17 protein-coding genes are annotated in these 17,117 nt (G+C 29.9%); all 17 read left to right on the forward strand.

Annotated elements, in window-relative coordinates; all coding sequences use genetic code 11:
• Positions 1-6 precede the first annotated feature (6 nt).
• Positions 7-1,062 carry a type IV pilus twitching motility protein PilT gene (locus G594_RS0104380; RefSeq protein ID WP_027097455.1) on the forward strand — a complete coding sequence of 352 codons (1,056 nt, stop codon included), beginning with the start codon at positions 7-9 and terminating at the stop codon, positions 1,060-1,062.
• A gap of 293 nt (positions 1,063-1,355) precedes the next feature.
• Positions 1,356-2,573 (forward strand): cell division FtsA domain-containing protein, encoded by a 1,218-nt coding sequence (locus G594_RS0104385; protein WP_027097456.1) that lies wholly within the window; start codon positions 1,356-1,358, stop codon positions 2,571-2,573.
• Positions 2,574-2,586: 13 nt separating this feature from the next.
• Positions 2,587-3,708 carry a cell division protein FtsZ gene (gene ftsZ, locus G594_RS0104390; protein WP_027097457.1) on the forward strand — a complete coding sequence of 374 codons (1,122 nt, stop codon included), beginning with the start codon at positions 2,587-2,589 and terminating at the stop codon, positions 3,706-3,708.
• 366 nt (positions 3,709-4,074) lie between these two features.
• Entirely contained in the window at positions 4,075-4,878 is an 804-nt protein-coding gene (locus G594_RS0104395) for a sigma-E processing peptidase SpoIIGA (RefSeq protein WP_027097458.1), read from the forward strand.
• A gap of 11 nt (positions 4,879-4,889) precedes the next feature.
• A complete protein-coding gene (sigE, locus tag G594_RS0104400; RefSeq protein WP_027097459.1) occupies positions 4,890-5,594 on the forward strand; it encodes an RNA polymerase sporulation sigma factor SigE in 705 nt (234 codons plus the stop codon).
• Between the two features lie 81 nt (positions 5,595-5,675).
• Positions 5,676-6,449: an RNA polymerase sporulation sigma factor SigG gene (gene sigG, locus G594_RS0104405; protein ID WP_027097460.1), complete on the forward strand. Its 774-nt coding sequence runs from the start codon at positions 5,676-5,678 to the stop codon at positions 6,447-6,449.
• 114 nt (positions 6,450-6,563) lie between these two features.
• Positions 6,564-6,830, forward strand: coding sequence for a YlmC/YmxH family sporulation protein (locus G594_RS0104410; RefSeq protein ID WP_027097461.1), 267 nt, complete (start codon positions 6,564-6,566; stop codon positions 6,828-6,830).
• 75 nt (positions 6,831-6,905) lie between these two features.
• Complete coding sequence (nrdR, locus tag G594_RS0104415; protein ID WP_027097462.1) at positions 6,906-7,358, forward strand: transcriptional regulator NrdR; 453 nt, start codon at positions 6,906-6,908, stop codon at positions 7,356-7,358.
• Positions 7,359-7,503: 145 nt separating this feature from the next.
• Complete coding sequence (pgeF, locus tag G594_RS0104420) at positions 7,504-8,238, forward strand: peptidoglycan editing factor PgeF (RefSeq protein WP_027097463.1); 735 nt, start codon at positions 7,504-7,506, stop codon at positions 8,236-8,238.
• Between the two features lie 13 nt (positions 8,239-8,251).
• The gene (locus tag G594_RS0104425; RefSeq protein ID WP_027097464.1) at positions 8,252-8,950 is read left to right on the forward strand and encodes a response regulator; all 699 of its coding nucleotides are present in this window, start codon (positions 8,252-8,254) and stop codon (positions 8,948-8,950) included.
• 1 nt (position 8,951) lies between these two features.
• Positions 8,952-10,628 (forward strand): HAMP domain-containing sensor histidine kinase, encoded by a 1,677-nt coding sequence (locus G594_RS0104430; RefSeq protein ID WP_027097465.1) that lies wholly within the window; start codon positions 8,952-8,954, stop codon positions 10,626-10,628.
• A gap of 193 nt (positions 10,629-10,821) precedes the next feature.
• Positions 10,822-11,691, forward strand: a complete 870-nt coding sequence (locus G594_RS0104435; protein WP_027097466.1) for a phosphate ABC transporter substrate-binding protein — start codon at positions 10,822-10,824, stop codon at positions 11,689-11,691.
• 19 nt (positions 11,692-11,710) lie between these two features.
• The gene (pstC, locus tag G594_RS0104440; protein WP_027097467.1) at positions 11,711-12,601 is read left to right on the forward strand and encodes a phosphate ABC transporter permease subunit PstC; all 891 of its coding nucleotides are present in this window, start codon (positions 11,711-11,713) and stop codon (positions 12,599-12,601) included.
• Positions 12,601-13,482: a phosphate ABC transporter permease PstA gene (pstA, locus tag G594_RS0104445; protein ID WP_027097468.1), complete on the forward strand. Its 882-nt coding sequence runs from the start codon at positions 12,601-12,603 to the stop codon at positions 13,480-13,482. The genes pstC and pstA overlap by 1 nt, the downstream gene beginning before the upstream one ends.
• A gap of 9 nt (positions 13,483-13,491) precedes the next feature.
• Positions 13,492-14,241, forward strand: coding sequence for a phosphate ABC transporter ATP-binding protein PstB (gene pstB / locus G594_RS0104450; protein WP_027097469.1), 750 nt, complete (start codon positions 13,492-13,494; stop codon positions 14,239-14,241).
• Positions 14,242-14,256: 15 nt separating this feature from the next.
• Positions 14,257-14,919 carry a phosphate signaling complex protein PhoU gene (phoU, locus tag G594_RS0104455; protein ID WP_027097470.1) on the forward strand — a complete coding sequence of 221 codons (663 nt, stop codon included), beginning with the start codon at positions 14,257-14,259 and terminating at the stop codon, positions 14,917-14,919.
• Positions 14,920-15,035: 116 nt separating this feature from the next.
• A complete protein-coding gene (locus tag G594_RS0104460) occupies positions 15,036-17,033 on the forward strand; it encodes a methyl-accepting chemotaxis protein (protein ID WP_027097471.1) in 1,998 nt (665 codons plus the stop codon).
• Positions 17,034-17,117: the final 84 nt, after the last annotated feature.

The following is a 17,117-nucleotide window of genomic DNA, read 5'->3' on the forward strand; positions in this document are numbered from 1 at the left end:
ATATATATGTATATTTTGAATGATTTGCTTATTAGAACTCTTGAACTAAAGGCTTCTGACTTACATCTTACAGTTGGAATACAGCCAACAGTAAGAGTAAATGGTAAGCTTATTCCAATAGGACCTAATAAGCTTATGCCAGAAGATATAAAAGAATTTGCAAAAGAAATACTAGGGGAAAGATTTGAAAGATATAATCAAATAGGTGAAGCAGATACATCATATTCTGTACAAGGGGTAGGTAGATTCAGAGTTAATGTTTTTAAGCAAAGAAATAGTGATGCTATTGCACTTAGAGTAATTACCTTAAAGGTTCCAACTCTTGATGAGCTTAAACATCCAAGGATACTAAAAGATTTGGTTGAAAAACAAAGAGGATTAGTTCTTGTAACTGGACCAACAGGTAGTGGTAAATCTACATCACTTGCAGCTATGATTAATGAAATTAATTCTACTAGACAAGCACATATAGTTACATTAGAAGATCCTATAGAGTATCTTCATAAGCATAATAAGTGTATAATAAACCAAAGAGAGATTGGGAAAGATAGTAGAAGTTATCAAAATGCTTTAAGAGCAGTGCTTAGAGAAGACCCTGATGTTATTCTTGTAGGAGAAATGAGAGACCTTGAAACTATTTCTATTGCCATTACAGCAGCTGAAACAGGTCACTTAGTGTTTTCAACATTACATACAATTGGTGCTGCTAAAACAATAGATAGAATAATTGACGTATTTCCACCACATCAACAACAACAAATTAGAATTCAATTATCAGCTGTTTTACAAGGAATTATATCTCAACAATTAGTACCAACAGCAGATGGTTTAGGCAGAGTTGCAGCTCTTGAAATTATGACAATAACTCCTGGAATACAAAACTTAATTAGAGAAGGAAAAACACATCAAATTGAATCATCTATACAAACAGGAACTAAGTATGGAATGAAGACAATGGATATGGCCTTAGCTGATTTGTATAAGAAGGGAATAATATCAAAAGAAACTGCTTTAACATATTCAGTTGATAGAGAAACTATAAAAAGAATAATGATGTTATAAACAAAAATATAGTGATATCATAGAACAACAAAATGTGATATGGTTAAAAAAGTGACTTCTTCGCTAAAGCGTAGAGAGTCACTTTTTTATTTGTATAAAACTATATTTGCTGTGTAAATGAGGGTAAATAAAAGCATAAAAAAATACTTCCCATATATTCCTTTTGTACCAAATTAAAACGCATTCATTTTTTTCAAATAAAATTTTATAATTAAATTAAAATAGAAAGGAAATAAAGATCTTTTGTTGAATAAGAATAATATAAGTTGCTACAAGGGAGGGACAAGAAAGAGATGAATGAATTAACATTGACAGCAATAGACTTTGGAAGTAAGAAAATTTCTATTTCTTTAGGAAGAGAAAATAATGATGATATAGAAATTCTTGGATCATACTTTAAAAGTTCAGATGGAATAAATAAAGGAATTATCATAGATGAAGAAAAGTGCTGTCAAAGTTTAATGAGATTAGTTGAAGAAGTAGAACACAAGACATTAAAAAAGTTACGTAATGTTTATGTTGGTATTTCATCAAGAAATATTCGATTATCAGAAGTAACTAGCAGTGTAAATTTGCGTGAGGGTAAAGTTAGAGGGGTTGACGTAAAAAGAGCTATAGAAAAAGGGAAGAGAAATGTTATTTTAGGTGATGGAGAAGAAATAGTAGATACAATAGTAAATTTTTTTAATATAGATGGCAATATATTTAATGAAAACATTATAGGATGGAGAGCTAATATATTAAGTGTTAATTTTTCTATACTAATTGGTAGTACTGAAGAACTTGAAAAATACAAAAGGGTTATAAATAATTGTGGATTAGTGTTAGAAGGCTTTGTACCCAATATATTAAGTGGCAGAAAGGTGTTTCTAAATGAGAAAAACTCTCTAGGAATGAAAGCACTTATAGATATAGGAGCAGGAACATCTGATATTGCAATATTTAATAATGGCGTTCTAAAATATATATCATCTGTGCCGTTAGGTGGAGAAAATATTACTAAGGATTTATCTATTTGTGGAAACTTTACATTATCGGAAGCAGAAAATATAAAGAAAATATATAGTTCTACATATGAAAGTCTTCTTCAAGAAGAAGAAGTTAATGTTGGTTCAGCTGTAGTTCCTACTAAATTATTTTATGAAGTCACTAAAGCAAGAATAGAAGAAATAGTGGAATATATTAACTTAGAGTTAAAAAAGACTTCCTTTTTTGAGGGAATTTGTAGTATAATCATCTATGGAGATGGTATATCCTGTTACGAAAATGTATTTACTGTAATTAAAGAGCAGATGGATAAAAAAATTAAAGTTATTAATAGTCGCTGCTTAGGTATGGAGGATTTCTCAAATATATCATCTTTATCTATAATTAAAGAAGTATATGATAGATTAAAGTTACTTTATGATTGTCCTATAAAGGAAGAAATTGAAGAAGATGAATTTAATGTTGACAAAAACAATCTAGGAATAATGGGGAAGTTTAGAAGCTTCCTAGATGAAATTTTCTAAAGGAGGTATTATTTTGTTAGATTTTGAAGTAGATATGCAAGAATTAACTAATATAAAGGTAATAGGTTGTGGTGGCGGAGGAAGTAACGCCGTTAATAGAATGATAGTTGAAGGTTTAAAAAACGTAGAGTTTATTGCGATAAATACAGATAAGCAAGCATTAATGTTATCTCACGCAAATCAAAAGATTCAAGTAGGAGAAAAGTTAACTAAAGGTCTAGGAGCTGGAGCAAATCCAGAAATTGGACAAAAGGCGGCTGAAGAAAGTAGAGAAGAAATAACAGCTGCAATTAAAGGCGCTAACATGGTATTTATAACTGCTGGTATGGGCGGTGGTACTGGAACAGGTGCAGCACCAGTAGTAGCAGAAATCGCTAAATCAATGGATATTTTAACAGTTGGTGTTGTTACTAAGCCTTTCCCTTTTGAAGGAAAAAGAAGAATGATGCATGCCGAAATGGGTATTGCAAAGCTAAAAGAAAAGGTTGATACATTAGTAATTATACCGAATGAAAGACTATTAAGAATGGCTGATAAGAAGACTACACTTCTTGACTCTTTCAAGTTAGCTGATGATGTATTAAGACAAGGTGTACAAGCTATATCTGACTTAATTACTATACCAGGTGTAGTAAATGCTGACTTTGCAGATATAAAAGCTGTAATGCTTAATAAAGGCTTAGCACATATGGGAGTTGGTTATGGGAAAGGTGATAATAGAGCATCTGATGCTGTAAAACAAGCTATTGCATCCCCATTATTAGAAACATCTATAGATGGAGCTACTGGAGTTATTTTAAACTTTACAGGTGGTGCTGATTTAGGTGCTTTAGAAGTTTATGAAGCTGCTGATGTTGTTAGAGAATCTGCAGATATTGATGCTAATATTATATTTGGTGCTGTTATTGATGAAACTTTAAATGATGAAATAAGAATTACTGTAATAGCTACTGGATTTGAAGCAGAAGGAATAAGTACAGTTCAACCAGTTAAGGAAGTTAAGAAGCAAGAAGCTGCTAGAGAAGAAGTAGCAGCTACAGAAGAAGAAAAGAAAACAGAAACTCAATCAACTAGAGAATATGAAGGTGATGATTTAGACATTCCAGTTTTCTTAAGAAGAGCTAGAAAAAGTTAATATATTATTTTTATGAAATTGATTTTAAAGTCATGCGAATTTTTATTCAGCATGACTTTTCTTTTTATGGCAAAATTCTATTTGGGTTAAATCTTATAAGCTTTAGTAGAAATAAAGGCTGTAGGCCTTGAAATTAGTATGTTTTATATTTAAAAATGAAATAATTATATTCTTAAAAATGTCATTATAAGATACTTTGCATAAGTATGAAAAAAAGAAGGAAATAAATAAAACTTACTCATATAAAAATTATTTTGTGCATTAATGTAAAAAAGAACAGTTAAAAAAACTGTTTACACTAAGTAAAACTGACAAAATTTTATTTGAGTTAGGTCTATAATAATCTTAATGAGAGGGGGCGGATATATGGAGATATATTTAGATATAGTTTTAATAGAAAACTTTGTAATCGATATGTTTATATTACTTATAACTGCTAAGCTGATGCATATAAAGCATAATAATAAAAGCTTGTTATTAGCATCTTCTTTAGGTGCGTTATATACAGTGGTGTCCATATTTCCAAAACTAAAGATGTTTTCTTTATTTCCCTTTCAAATATTAGTAGCGTGGATAATGATAAGAATACTCTGGAAAAGAAATAATTTTAAAGTGGAATTGAAAGCAACAGGAATATATATATTAATAGCTTTTCTATTAAGTGGGATAAGCTTTGGATTTTCTACTTGGGAAAACAAGTATTCTTTTGAACATAGTTATGTAATTAGTAATGCTTCAATGCAGTACTTACTTATATCCATTATACTAGTATATATAATTTCGGACAGAGTCTTAAGTTACTTAAGAGAAAGAGCGTTAATCACTAATTTTATTTATGAGGTGGAGCTGTATATTAGAGGAGTACGATATGTAGTAAGAGGGTTCTTAGACACGGGAAATGAATTAAGGGAGTCTATAACAAATTTACCATGTATTATTGTTGAGGAGAAATATATAAATTATTTCCAGGAAAATGACAGTAACACATACTATATTCAATATAACGGTATTGGATATAGAGGAAAAATGAAAGGGTTTAAAGTGGACAAGGTTATTTTAAAAAAGAATGATAATGAAGAGTTAGAAATCTCAGCTATTATTTGTCCATGTAAAGAAGTACTAAATAAGGAAAATGAATTTAACGCTCTATTGTCACGTGGAGTAATTTAGAGGAGGATAATATGAAGTTAGATGTATTGTTAAACAGAATTGTACAAAAGTTTAAATTTCTATCTAAAAAGTTACATTATGTAGGAGGAAATGATGCATTACCACCACCACTTACAAAGGAGGAAGAAGAAGAGTTAGTAGGTAAATTATTAAATGGGGAAGAAAGTATTAGAAGTACTTTAATTGAAAGAAACCTAAGGCTAGTAGTTTATATAGCAAGAAAGTTTGAAAATACTGGAGTTTATATAGAAGATTTAATATCAGTTGGAACAATAGGCTTAATAAAAGCTGTAAATACATTTAATCCAGAGAAAAAAATAAAGTTAGCAACTTATGCATCTAGATGTATTGAAAATGAAATCCTTATGTATTTAAGAAGAAACAGTAAGGTAAAGGCTGAAATATCCTTTTATGAACCATTAAATATAGACTGGGATGGAAATGAATTACTATTATCAGATATTTTAGGAACAGAAAATGATACTGTTTATAATTTAATTGAAGATGAAGTTGATAAGGAATTATTATTTATGGCTTTAAAGAATTTAAATGATAGAGAAAAAGAAATTGTTCAACTTAGGTTTGGGTTAAATGGAAAGAGAGAAAAGACTCAGAAGGAAGTGGCAGACTTACTTGGCATATCACAATCATATATATCAAGGCTTGAAAAGAAAATTATAAATAGATTAAAAAAAGAAATTAGTAGAATGATATAGTTTGTCTTTAGTATAAAAGTATCATCTATCGGAGATAATGTTTAATGCAGAACGTTATTACCTCTGAAGGGATTGATGACATTGATAATAAACAAGGTGGAAATATGCGGCGTAAATACTTCAAAACTTCCAGTACTTAAAGAAAAGGAAAAAAGAGAACTACTTTTAAAGATGCAACAAGGAGATAATTCTGCTAGAGAATCTTTTATAAAAGGAAATTTAAGATTAGTTTTAAGTGTTATACAAAGGTTTAATAATAGAGGAGAAAATGTAGATGATTTATTTCAAGTAGGATGTATAGGGTTGATGAAAGCAATAGATAACTTTGATTTGAGCCAAAATGTAAAGTTTTCTACATATGCAGTACCTATGATAATAGGCGAAATTAGAAGATATCTTAGAGATAATAATCCTATAAGAGTTAGTAGGTCTTTAAGAGATATAGCTTATAAGGCTTTAGTTGTTAGGGATAAACTAATAAAAGAAAATAATAAAGAGCCGACGATTTCTCAAATATCTAAGGAACTAAATATACCAAGAGAAGAAGTGGTATTTGCCTTAGATGCGATACAAGATCCAGTCTCATTATATGAGCCCATATACCATGATGGTGGAGATGCAATATATGTAATGGATCAAGTAAGTGATAATAAAAATACTGATGAGAATTGGTTAGAGAATATATCAATTAAAGAGGCTATGAAAAAGTTAAGTGATAGAGAAAAATTAATATTAAACCTAAGATTTTTTAATGGGAGAACTCAGATGGAAGTTGCAGAGGAAATTGGAATATCACAAGCACAAGTATCTCGTTTAGAAAAAACAGCATTAAAACATATGCGAAAACATGTATGAATTAATAAGATGCAAGTTTAAACTTGCATCTCATTTTTTATTTTAAATTGGATAAGATTTTGTTATATTAAAACATTTATTACATATAATTATGTAATGGAGGGAGTGATATTTATGGAGGAAAATTTACATTCTATAAATGCTATGAGATCTATGGAGGTAATTGATATAAATACAGGTAGTAGGGTTGGATTTATTAAAGACATAAAGATAGACAGTGATGAACACAAAATATTATCGATTTTACTTCCAGGAGAGGCTAAAGGTTGGTTTTCAAAGACTGAAGATGTAGAAGTTCTTTGGAGTGATATAGTTAAGGTTGGAATAGACGTTATATTAGTTAATATTAACTGTAGCGATAAGGAGAATATTTTTGATTAATACTAGTAAAAATATATAAAAATATGTATAATTACCTTAAGATGAAGTAAAGATTAGCTTGGAAGGTGAATAGATATGAAATGTCCTTTTTGTGCATATGAAGAAAGCAAGGTAGTTGATTCTAGGTCCACTGAGGATCATACAGCTATAAGAAGACGTAGAGAATGTTTAAAGTGTAATAAAAGATACACAACTTATGAAAAGATTGAGGACATTCCTATTTTAGTTATAAAAAAGGATTCTACTAGAGAGAATTTTAATAAAGAAAAAATTATAAATGGATTAATAACTGCTTGTCAAAAGAGACCAGTTTCAAGGAAACAAATTGAAGATATAGCAGATGATATTGAAAAAAATATTTCTAATAGAATGTTAACTGAAGTAGCTAGTGAGTATATTGGAGAAATGATTATGGATAGACTTAAGGATATTGATGAAGTTTCTTATGTACGATTTGCATCTGTTTATAGACAATTTAAAGATATAAATACATTTTTAGAAGAAATAAAAAATCTTATGACTAAGTAAGTTTTGTATATATGTATAGAATTGGAAGGGGACTTTCAATTCTTTTTAGTTTCTAATAAATTTCGTTAAAGATAGGTTAAATTATTTAACTAAAATAGATAAAATATAGTTAGGATGTTAAAATATATATAAGTTTGGAGGAAGTATGAAGTATTTAGATATTACAGTAAATAAAGAAGGATATATTGAATTTGAGAGTGATAAGGCAAAGATAGTTTTTTCAACTGCAGAAACAGGAAAAAATTTCAATAGACATACTGAAGATGGAGTAAAAACTTTAAATGCCATTATAGAAGAATTTGAAGTAGATGAAGTTGCGTATATGAGACAAGTACATTCATCTACTGTACATGTTTTATCAAATGAGGATATTAAAGAATTTATTGAAAAAGAAGGAGATGCAATAATAACATCTAAAACTAATACAGCTATAGGTGTTTTTACAGCAGATTGTGTACCAGTTATTGTAGTAGATGATATTAAGGGTGTTGTGGCAGTTGTACATAGTGGTTGGAGAGGAACAATAAGTTCTATTACTAAGAAAACTATTGAAACAATGAATAGAAAGTTTAACACTGATTATAGAGATGTGAAGGTATATGTTGGACCTCATATAAGAAAATGTTGTTATGAGGTATCTCAAGAATTAAAAGAAACTTTTTTAGAAGAGACAGGAATACCAGAAGATGTTTTATTTGATGGAAGAAGGTTATCTCTAGAGGAATGTATATTAAAAGATATAAGAGAAATTGGTGTTTTAGAGGAAAATATATATACATTAAATTTATGTACTTATTGTAATGAAGATATAAGGCTACATTCGTATAGAAAATCAAATGGAGATTATGGAAGATTATTTTCATTTGTTATTTTAAAATAAGGGGGATATAAAAATGGCTGATGAAAAAGTTCTGATTGTAGATGATGAGGAGCATATTGTAGAGTTATTACAGTTTAATTTAGTAAATGCAGGTTATAAAGTTATTACAGCCAACAATGGATTAGATGCATTAAAGAAGGTAAAAGAAAATAAACCAGATTTACTTTTATTAGATCTTATGTTGCCTGGAATGGACGGGCTAGATGTATGTAAAGAAATTAAAAGAGATAAAGAAACATCAAAAACCTCAATAATAATGTTGACTGCAAAGAGTGAAGAACTTGATAAGATATTAGGTTTAGAACTTGGAGCAGATGACTATATTACAAAACCATTTTCAATAAGGGAGTTATTAGCAAGGGTTAAAGCTGTTTTAAGAAGGTCTAGTTCAGATGAAATATCTGAAGAAATCTATGAAATTGGAAGATTAAAGGTGGATTTTGAAAGGCATGAAGTATTAATTAATAATGAGAAAGTTGAATTAACCCTAAAGGAGTTTGAACTGTTAGAGATTTTAATTAAGAATAAGGGGAAGATTCTTAGAAGAGAGACTCTACTTGATAAGGTATGGGGATATGAATATATTGGAGAAACTAGAACTGTAGATGTACATATAAGATATCTAAGGAAAAAGGTTGAAGATGATGATAAAAATCCTAAATTTATAGAAACTATAAGAGGAGTAGGATATAGATTTAATCCTGTTGAGTAATATGAGAAAAAAGATATTAACATCTGTAATTATAACTGTTTTATTTGCACTTATTATAGCATCTTCATCATTTGTTGTCTTATACAATTATCAGGATCTAAATAGTACTAAAAAAAGTTTAAAGGATTTTGCTAATTATATTGTTAATGTAAATGGTGCCTATGAAGATCTTATATCGGGATATAGAATAAATAATACACCTGTTAGATGTACAGTGATAGATAAGAATGGAAATGTTGTGTATGATAGTGTAGACAAAAGCTTAAATAGTCATAAAAATAGGGATGAAGTAATAAAAGCTAACAAGTATGGGGAGGGATATTCTACTAGGATAAGTGATACAACAGGTAAAAAAACTGTATATTACGCAGAAAAGTTAGAGGATGGTACAATTCTTCGAGCATCTTTACCTTTTGAGACAATAGATATTTTTGAACCCACTAACCTTAAAGTATGCATTGGTATTGTAACTATAGTAATGCTATTTTCTATTTCATTATCAATGAAGCTTGTAAGAACTATTATTGAGCCTTTAAAGAACTTAGAGAATGTAACAGCACGTATAGCTGGTGGTGATCTCAATATTAGGGTAAAATCTCTTTCAAATGATGAGATAGGTTCTTTAGGGAAGACGTTCAATAATATGGCTGATCAATTACAAGCAAAAATTAAAGAAGTAGTTGATAAACAAAATAGATTAGAATCAATTTTGAGAAGTATGGAAAGTGGAGTGATTGCTGTTGATGGGGATGATACAGTAATTACTATTAATCCATACGCTAAACGAGTATTTGGAATAAGAAGAGATATAAGCGGTGAAAAGATATCAAAATATATTAAAGATTACGATATAAATACCTTTTTGAATGAAGAAGATGATAGTGAAAAAGAAGTAAAAATACTTCATCCAGTTGAGAGGGAGCTTAGAATAAAAAAAGCTTCAATAATAGATGGTATTGATAGAATTGGAAAGGTAATTGCAGTGCAAGATATATCAAATATAAAACGTCTAGAAAATATGAGAAGTCAGTTCGTTGCCAATGTATCTCATGAACTTAAAACACCATTAACTTCCATTAAAGGATTTACAGAGACGTTAAAATATGTTGAAGATGAAGAAACACGCAAGAAGTTTTTAGATATTATTGAAAAGGAAGCTGATAGGCTTGGAAGATTAATAAATGATATTTTAATATTATCTAAGATTGAAAGTGATATCTCAGGTGAGGAAGATGAATTTTTACCTAATAAAGTAGTAGATGATGTTATAAATATGGTAAAAGTTTTAGCAGATAATAAAAATATTACAATAGAGCTAGATGAAAGAAATAATGATTTGCTTTTTGGAGATAAGGATAGGTTTTTACAGTTAGTACTTAACATAGTTGAAAACAGTATTAAATATTCTAATGAAGGGTCAAAGGTTAAGATATCAAGCTTTACTAATGGAGATAATTATAATTTAATTGTAGAAGATAATGGTATAGGTATTCCAAAAGAGGACATACCAAGAATATTTGAAAGGTTTTATAGAGTTGATAAAGCAAGAAAAAGTGGAGGCACTGGTTTAGGTTTAGCAATAGTAAAACACATTGTTAAAACTTTTAATGGGAATATTAAGGTTGAGAGTGTGTTAGGGGTAGGAAGTAAATTTATAATTCAAATAAAACATATATAAAAAGAGCTGTGTGCTAATTATTTAGTACTCAGCTCTTTTTATATATGTTTAGTGAAAGTTACCATTTTATATGTAAAATCTATTTAACATAGCTATAAAGATACTTAACATTTGTATAATAAAGCCTTAACTTAAAGAAACTAAAATATAAGTGTAAAGAAAATCTTCATTAAAAATTTTGGAGGAGATAAAAATGAAAAAGAAAAGTTTGAAATTAATAGTTGGGGCATTACTTATAACAATGATTGGAGGCGCTTTCGTAGGTTGTGGCTCTGGTGAAGGAGAAGAAGGTGGAACAGTAACACTAAGTGGGTCATCAGCGTTACTTCCATTAGTTGAAGCATCTATTGACGGCTTTATAGAAAAGAATTCAGGTTATGAAATTAATGCACAAGCTGGTGGTTCTGGTGCTGGTTTAACACAAGTATTAGATGGAAGTGTAGATATTGGTAATTCAGATATTTTTGCAAATGAAAAGCTTGAAGAAGATAAAGCAAAAGAGTTAGTTGATCATAAAGTAGTAGCTCAAGGATTTGCAGTTGTAGTTAATGAAGCTGCTGGAGTTAAAGAGTTAACAAAGCAACAAATTCAAGATATTTTCTCAGGAAAAGTTAAGAACTGGAAGGAAGTTGGAGGAGCAGATAAAGAAATATTCTTAGTTCATAGACCATCATCTTCAGGTACTAGAGCAACATTTGTTAAAACTGTTTTAGGTGGAGACAAGAACTTAGAAAATGATTCATTAGGATCAGTTCAAGATTCAAGTGGAGCAGTAGCAAAGGCAATGGCTCAAAATGATGGAGCAGTTAGTTATTTGGCACTTTCTTACTTAAATTCAGATGAAGCTAAGTCAATGGTTAAAGTAGCTATAGATGGTGTTGAAGCTAGTAAGGAAAATATAACTACTGGTAAATATCCATTCTGGTCTTGGGGGCACATGTACACTAAGGGAGAACCAACAGAAGAAGCTAAGAAGTTTATTGATTACATTATGAGTGAAGATAATAAAAAAGTAGTAGAAGATACAGGATTTATTTCAGGAAGTGAAATGAAAGTAGAATAATAGTTAAGGAATGATAGGTATGGAAAAACGAAGCTTTAAAGAGAGGCTATTTAATGAATATATAGGAAAAACATTTGCAACATTATGTGGAATGTTAATAATAGCAGTTACATTATCAATAATAATATTCATTGGTCAAAAAGGAATTCAAACATTTACAAAAGGAAATTATGGAATAGTAGAATTTCTGTTTACAAATAATTGGAACCCGAGTGAAACACCAGCCTCTTTTGGAGCTTTGGCTTTCATATTAGGATCAACCTTTGTATCAATGGGTGCGGTAATAATTAGTGCACCTATTGCTATTACATTAGCGGTTTTTGTTAATGTGATTTCCAAAGGGTTAGGTAATAAACTTATAAAGCCATCATTAGAAATACTGGTTGGTATACCATCTGTTGTTTACGGGTGGGTAGGGATATCTGTATTAGTACCTTTTATAAAGAATCATATAGGTGGAATGGGATTTTCATTGCTTGCAGGTATATTAGTATTATCCTTAATGATATTACCAACTATAGCAACATTATCTATTGATGCTATTAAGAGCATACCAAGAGAGCATATTGAAGCTTCTTATGGATTAGGGGCAACAAGATGGCAAACTATAAAAAATGTTATTATTCCAGGAGCTAAAAGCGGTATTTTAACAGGAGTGGTTTTAGGAGTAGCAAGAGCTTTTGGTGAGGCATTAGCAGTACAAATGGTAATAGGTAACGCAGTAAAGATTCCTAATGGACTATTATCTTCATCATCTACACTTACGAGTATTTTAACAATGGATATGGCAAATACAGTAGGTGGTACGGCTTGGAATGATGCATTGTGGAGCCTAGCGTTAATATTACTTGTGATATCTTTCTTATTTATACTTGCAATTAGAAAGATTGAAAAGAGGAGTGAAGGATAGTGAATGCAAAGAAAGTAGATAAGATTTCTACCGTAATTATATATATAGTTAGCTTTTTTGTTGTATTTCTTTTAGGATCATTCATAGCATATATTTTATATCAAGGGTTAGGAATGTTAAAACCTAGTTTCTTGTTTGGAGCATCTAAGACAACATCTCCAGGAGGAGGAATAGGAGCTCAGTTATTTAATTCATTCTATATGCTTTTAATATCGTTAATAATAACTGTTCCAATAGGAATAGGAGCTGGAATATACTTAGCTGAATATGCTAAGGAAGGACCTTTAGTAAGATTTATAAGATTGTCGCTTGAAACTATGTCTTCATTACCATCAATAGTAATAGGTATGTTTGGATTATTAGTTTTTGTTAACTTTGCTGGATGGGGATATTCTATAATTGCTGGTGCTTTATCAGTAAGCATTTTAAATATTCCTTCTATGACAAGAATTGCAGAAAATGCTATAAAAACAGCTAGTAAAGGAGTTAAGGAAGCTTCATTGGGTTTAGGGGCTAGTAAGTGGCAAACTATTGTTAAACTAACACTTCCAATAGCTATGGGAGAAATATTAACAGGTATTATTTTGTCAGCAGGTAGAATATTTGGTGAAGCAGCAGCCTTCCTTTATACAGCAGGATTAAGTTCGGGAAAATTAAACTTTAATACAATTAGCTTAACTGGGAAGTCAGCATTCTCATTATTTAGGCCAGCTGAAACCCTAGCAGTTCATATATGGAAGTTGAATTCTGAAGCTATAGTTCCAGATGCAGCAGCAATTGCTAATGGAACAGCAGCTGTATTAATAATAGCAGTATTGCTATTCAATATACTAGCAAGAGTTATAGGGAACAGATTACTAAAGGCTTATGGTGGAAAGTAGGAGGAAATTATGTCGATTATAGAAACTAAAAACTTAGATTTATATTATGGAACTAATAAAGCTTTAAAAAATATAAATATGAATATAAATCAGAATGAGGTTACAGCCTTAATTGGGCCTTCAGGATGTGGCAAGTCAACATTTCTACGTACATTAAATAGAATGAATGATTTGATTGAAGGGGTTAAAGTAACTGGGGAAGTTTTATTTGAAGGTAAAAATATATATGATGATTATGATGAAATTGCATTAAGAAAAAGGGTGGGAATGGTGTTCCAAAAGGCTAATCCTTTTCCTATGTCAATTTATGATAATATTGCATATGGTCCTAAAATACATGGTATAAAGGATAAGAAGACATTAGATGAAATAGTGGAGAGAAGTTTAAGGGGGGCAGCTCTTTGGGATGAAACAAAAGACAGATTAAAAAAGAGTGCTTTAGGATTATCTGGTGGGCAACAGCAAAGATTATGTATAGCAAGAACTCTTGCTGTATCTCCTGAAGTTATATTAATGGATGAACCTACGTCAGCCTTAGATCCTATTTCTACTAGTAAAGTAGAGGAATTAATGGATGAACTAAAGAAAAAATATACTGTTATTATTGTTACTCATAATATGCAACAAGCAGGAAGAATTGCAGATAAAACAGCATTCTTCTTAAATGGTGAAGTGATTGAGTTTGGTAAAACAGAGGATATTTTCTATAAACCAAAGGATAAGAGAACAGAGGATTATATAACAGGTAGATTCGGTTAAAATAGGAGGTGCTTTATGACTAGAACTTCACAAAAAGCAAGGATTAATGAAATAAATAGGCAATTAATACTAATGTCAAGTTTGGTGGAAAAACAAATTTACTTAAGTATGTTAGCCTTAAGAAATGCTGATGTTAAGTCAGCTGAAGAAATAATAAAAGATGATGATAAGGTAGATGAATTACAGAAGTCAATAGAAGAAGAATGTATAAAATTTATAGCTACTGAACAACCATTAGCTAAAGATTTAAGAAATGTATTTACTGCATCTAAAATAGTAACAGACCTTGAAAGAATGGCCGATCATGCAGTTGATATATGTAAGATTGTTAAAAAGGTAAATGGAAATGGTGGAGAAACAAGAGATGAAGCCCTTCCATTATGGGATATGGAAGAAAAAGTAAGAAATATGATAGGATTATCTATAGAAACTTATATTGAAGGGGATGTAGATAAAGCTTATGAAATTTGTGCTATGGATGATGAAATAGATGAACTATATGGTAGTATATTTGGAGCTTTGTTAGAGGGCATAAAATTAGATGATAGCAAAACAAATAAAAGTGCTCAATTATTATTTGTTACAAAATATCTAGAAAGAATAGCAGATCATGTAACTAATATTTGTGAATGGACAATTTTTTCTAAAAAAGGAACATATGTAGATTTGAATGAATAAGACAAATTCTTTTGGAATTTGTCTTTTTTTGTTAAAGATATATAGCTTTTTGGGCGAAAATATAAAGTAGGAAAAATTAATAAAAGGTAAGGAGCATAGCAGAAAGGAAGGTACAAATGAATAGTATAATTAAAAAGAAGAAATCATTAAAAGTAAAAGTTTTATTAATTCTTTTACCAGTTATTATCTTAGGACAGGTATTATTGAGTTTTATCTGTATAAGGAGTATTAATAGATTTAGTAATCAAGTATTAGAGACAGATTTAAAGAATGGTTATAGCTCGGCTATGCAGGCTATGGATGAGTATTTTTGGGGAATCGAATATAGAATGGATACTATGGCTAAAACAGGAATATTTCAAGCTGATTTAGCTAATGGGAATTTCACTAATTCTGAGAGAATTTTATCAGGTCTTAAAGGGGCAACAGATGTTATTATGAGTACAGTCTTTAGAAGTGGTAATGTTAATTTAATTACTCCTTCTATTGATTATAAGAGTAAAGGGTTGGACAATGTTATCCCTAATGAGTATTATGAAAAAGCTATGACAGAAGATATTGTATGGGTTGGGCCGTATGAAGACAAGCTTTCAGGTAATATAGCACTTACTATATATATAAGTGTGAAAAATGGAGATACTCCTATAGGTGTTATAGGAATGAATATAAACTTTAATGATATATCAGTTTATTTTTCAGAAAAGAGCTTTAGTAAAACAGGATATTCAGTTTTAATAAATAAAGAAGGTACTATATTATCTGATAGAAGTGATATGTCAAAAGTTCATACAAAGGTAGAAGAGAAAAATATTTTAGATATTATCTCAAAAGAAGGAGATACAAATGGCGAGATAGATTTAAATGGACATACATATAAATACCTTTCTACAGATATATCAAGAACTGGGTGGAAGATGATAAGTTTTATAAATGAAGATGAGCATGTAGATGTTAGTAGGGGAGTAATAATAAATGTTATTATTACTATGATACTTATGATTGTTGCCACTGTATTTATAGTAACTATAATAATTAATAAAATAGTTAAAAGATTAAATAGAGTTGCAAAAGCTATGGTGAAAGCAGGAGAGGGAGATTTAAGTAGTAAGGTTGAAATTGACAATGAAGATGATGAGGTTACCTCTATAGCACAGTCTTATAACTTAATGTTGGATGATTTTTCTGTAGCAATAAGCGATACTAAAGCTACTTTATCTTCATTAATGGAAAGAAATGAAGAGTTAAACTCTGCTTTAGATGAATTAAAGAATTCTTCTAATCAAATAGCATCTACAATGTATCAGATTGCTGACGTATCAAATGAGCAAGCCAAGGATACTGAGTCAGTAGCACAAGAGTCTGAAGATTTATCTAATATAATAGAAAGTGTGTCAAACTCTTTAGATGAAATGGAAAGTGCATGTAGCAAACTAGAGGATTTATCTAAACGTGGTTTGTTGACAGTAAATAACTTAGTTGAAGGGTCAAAAAATACAATAGAAGCTACAAAAGAAATAAATAATAGTGTTAATAATGTAAAGGAAAGTTCTAAAGAAATAGAAAACATTATAATTTTCATTAATAGTATTTCGGAACAAACTAACTTACTTGCTTTAAATGCAGCTATAGAAGCAGCAAGAGTTGGTGAAAACGGAAAAGGTTTTGCAGTTGTGGCTGAAGAAATAAGAAAGCTTGCAGAACAATCTCAAGAAGCAACATCTAATATTCAAAACATTATTTCAGTTATGCAACATAAAATTATAGATGCTGTTGAAAGAATTAAAGTTGTAAATGGAGTTATAAATGCTCAAAATGATAATGTTAAAGAAACAGAAACATCATTTGTTAACATATTTGATGGGGTAAATAATTTAAATTATTCTATAAAGGTTGCTAGTGAAGGAAATGAAACCATGATTGAAAAGAAAGAAAATATATCTAGTTCAATGCAAAGCTTAGCTGCTGGAATAGAAGAAACTTCTGCATCAACAGAAGAGGTAACTGCTTATACAGAAGAACAGTTATCAATAAATAATTCGGTAAATGAATTGTCTGAAAAAATAGTTGAATTAAATGAAAACTTAGTGGAAAAACTAAATCATTTTAAACAATAAGTAAAAAGGTGGATTACTATATGGTAATTCACCTTTTATATTAAAAATAGTTTTTCATTACAAAATCATTAGGATTATTTAAGA

Source organism: Clostridium paraputrificum AGR2156, from assembly GCF_000424025.1.
Lineage (GTDB): Bacteria > Bacillota > Clostridia > Clostridiales > Clostridiaceae > Clostridium > Clostridium paraputrificum.

Excerpts from the sequence above, each read along its gene's own strand:
- G594_RS0104380 (WP_027097455.1), top strand. The coding sequence starts at position 7 with ATGTATATTTTGAATGATTTGCTTATTAGAACTCTTGAACTAAAGGCT.
- pstC (WP_027097467.1), top strand. The coding sequence starts at position 11,711 with ATGGAAAAACGAAGCTTTAAAGAGAGGCTATTTAATGAATATATAGGA.
- G594_RS0104385 (WP_027097456.1), top strand. The coding sequence starts at position 1,356 with ATGAATGAATTAACATTGACAGCAATAGACTTTGGAAGTAAGAAAATT.
- G594_RS0104410 (WP_027097461.1), top strand. The coding sequence starts at position 6,564 with ATGGAGGAAAATTTACATTCTATAAATGCTATGAGATCTATGGAGGTA.
- sigE (WP_027097459.1), top strand. The coding sequence starts at position 4,890 with ATGAAGTTAGATGTATTGTTAAACAGAATTGTACAAAAGTTTAAATTT.
- pstB (WP_027097469.1), top strand. The coding sequence starts at position 13,492 with ATGTCGATTATAGAAACTAAAAACTTAGATTTATATTATGGAACTAAT.
- G594_RS0104460 (WP_027097471.1), top strand. The coding sequence starts at position 15,036 with ATGAATAGTATAATTAAAAAGAAGAAATCATTAAAAGTAAAAGTTTTA.
- nrdR (WP_027097462.1), top strand. The coding sequence starts at position 6,906 with ATGAAATGTCCTTTTTGTGCATATGAAGAAAGCAAGGTAGTTGATTCT.
- phoU (WP_027097470.1), top strand. The coding sequence starts at position 14,257 with ATGACTAGAACTTCACAAAAAGCAAGGATTAATGAAATAAATAGGCAA.
- G594_RS0104435 (WP_027097466.1), top strand. The coding sequence starts at position 10,822 with ATGAAAAAGAAAAGTTTGAAATTAATAGTTGGGGCATTACTTATAACA.
- pgeF (WP_027097463.1), top strand. The coding sequence starts at position 7,504 with ATGAAGTATTTAGATATTACAGTAAATAAAGAAGGATATATTGAATTT.
- G594_RS0104430 (WP_027097465.1), top strand. The coding sequence starts at position 8,952 with ATGAGAAAAAAGATATTAACATCTGTAATTATAACTGTTTTATTTGCA.
- G594_RS0104395 (WP_027097458.1), top strand. The coding sequence starts at position 4,075 with ATGGAGATATATTTAGATATAGTTTTAATAGAAAACTTTGTAATCGAT.
- G594_RS0104425 (WP_027097464.1), top strand. The coding sequence starts at position 8,252 with ATGGCTGATGAAAAAGTTCTGATTGTAGATGATGAGGAGCATATTGTA.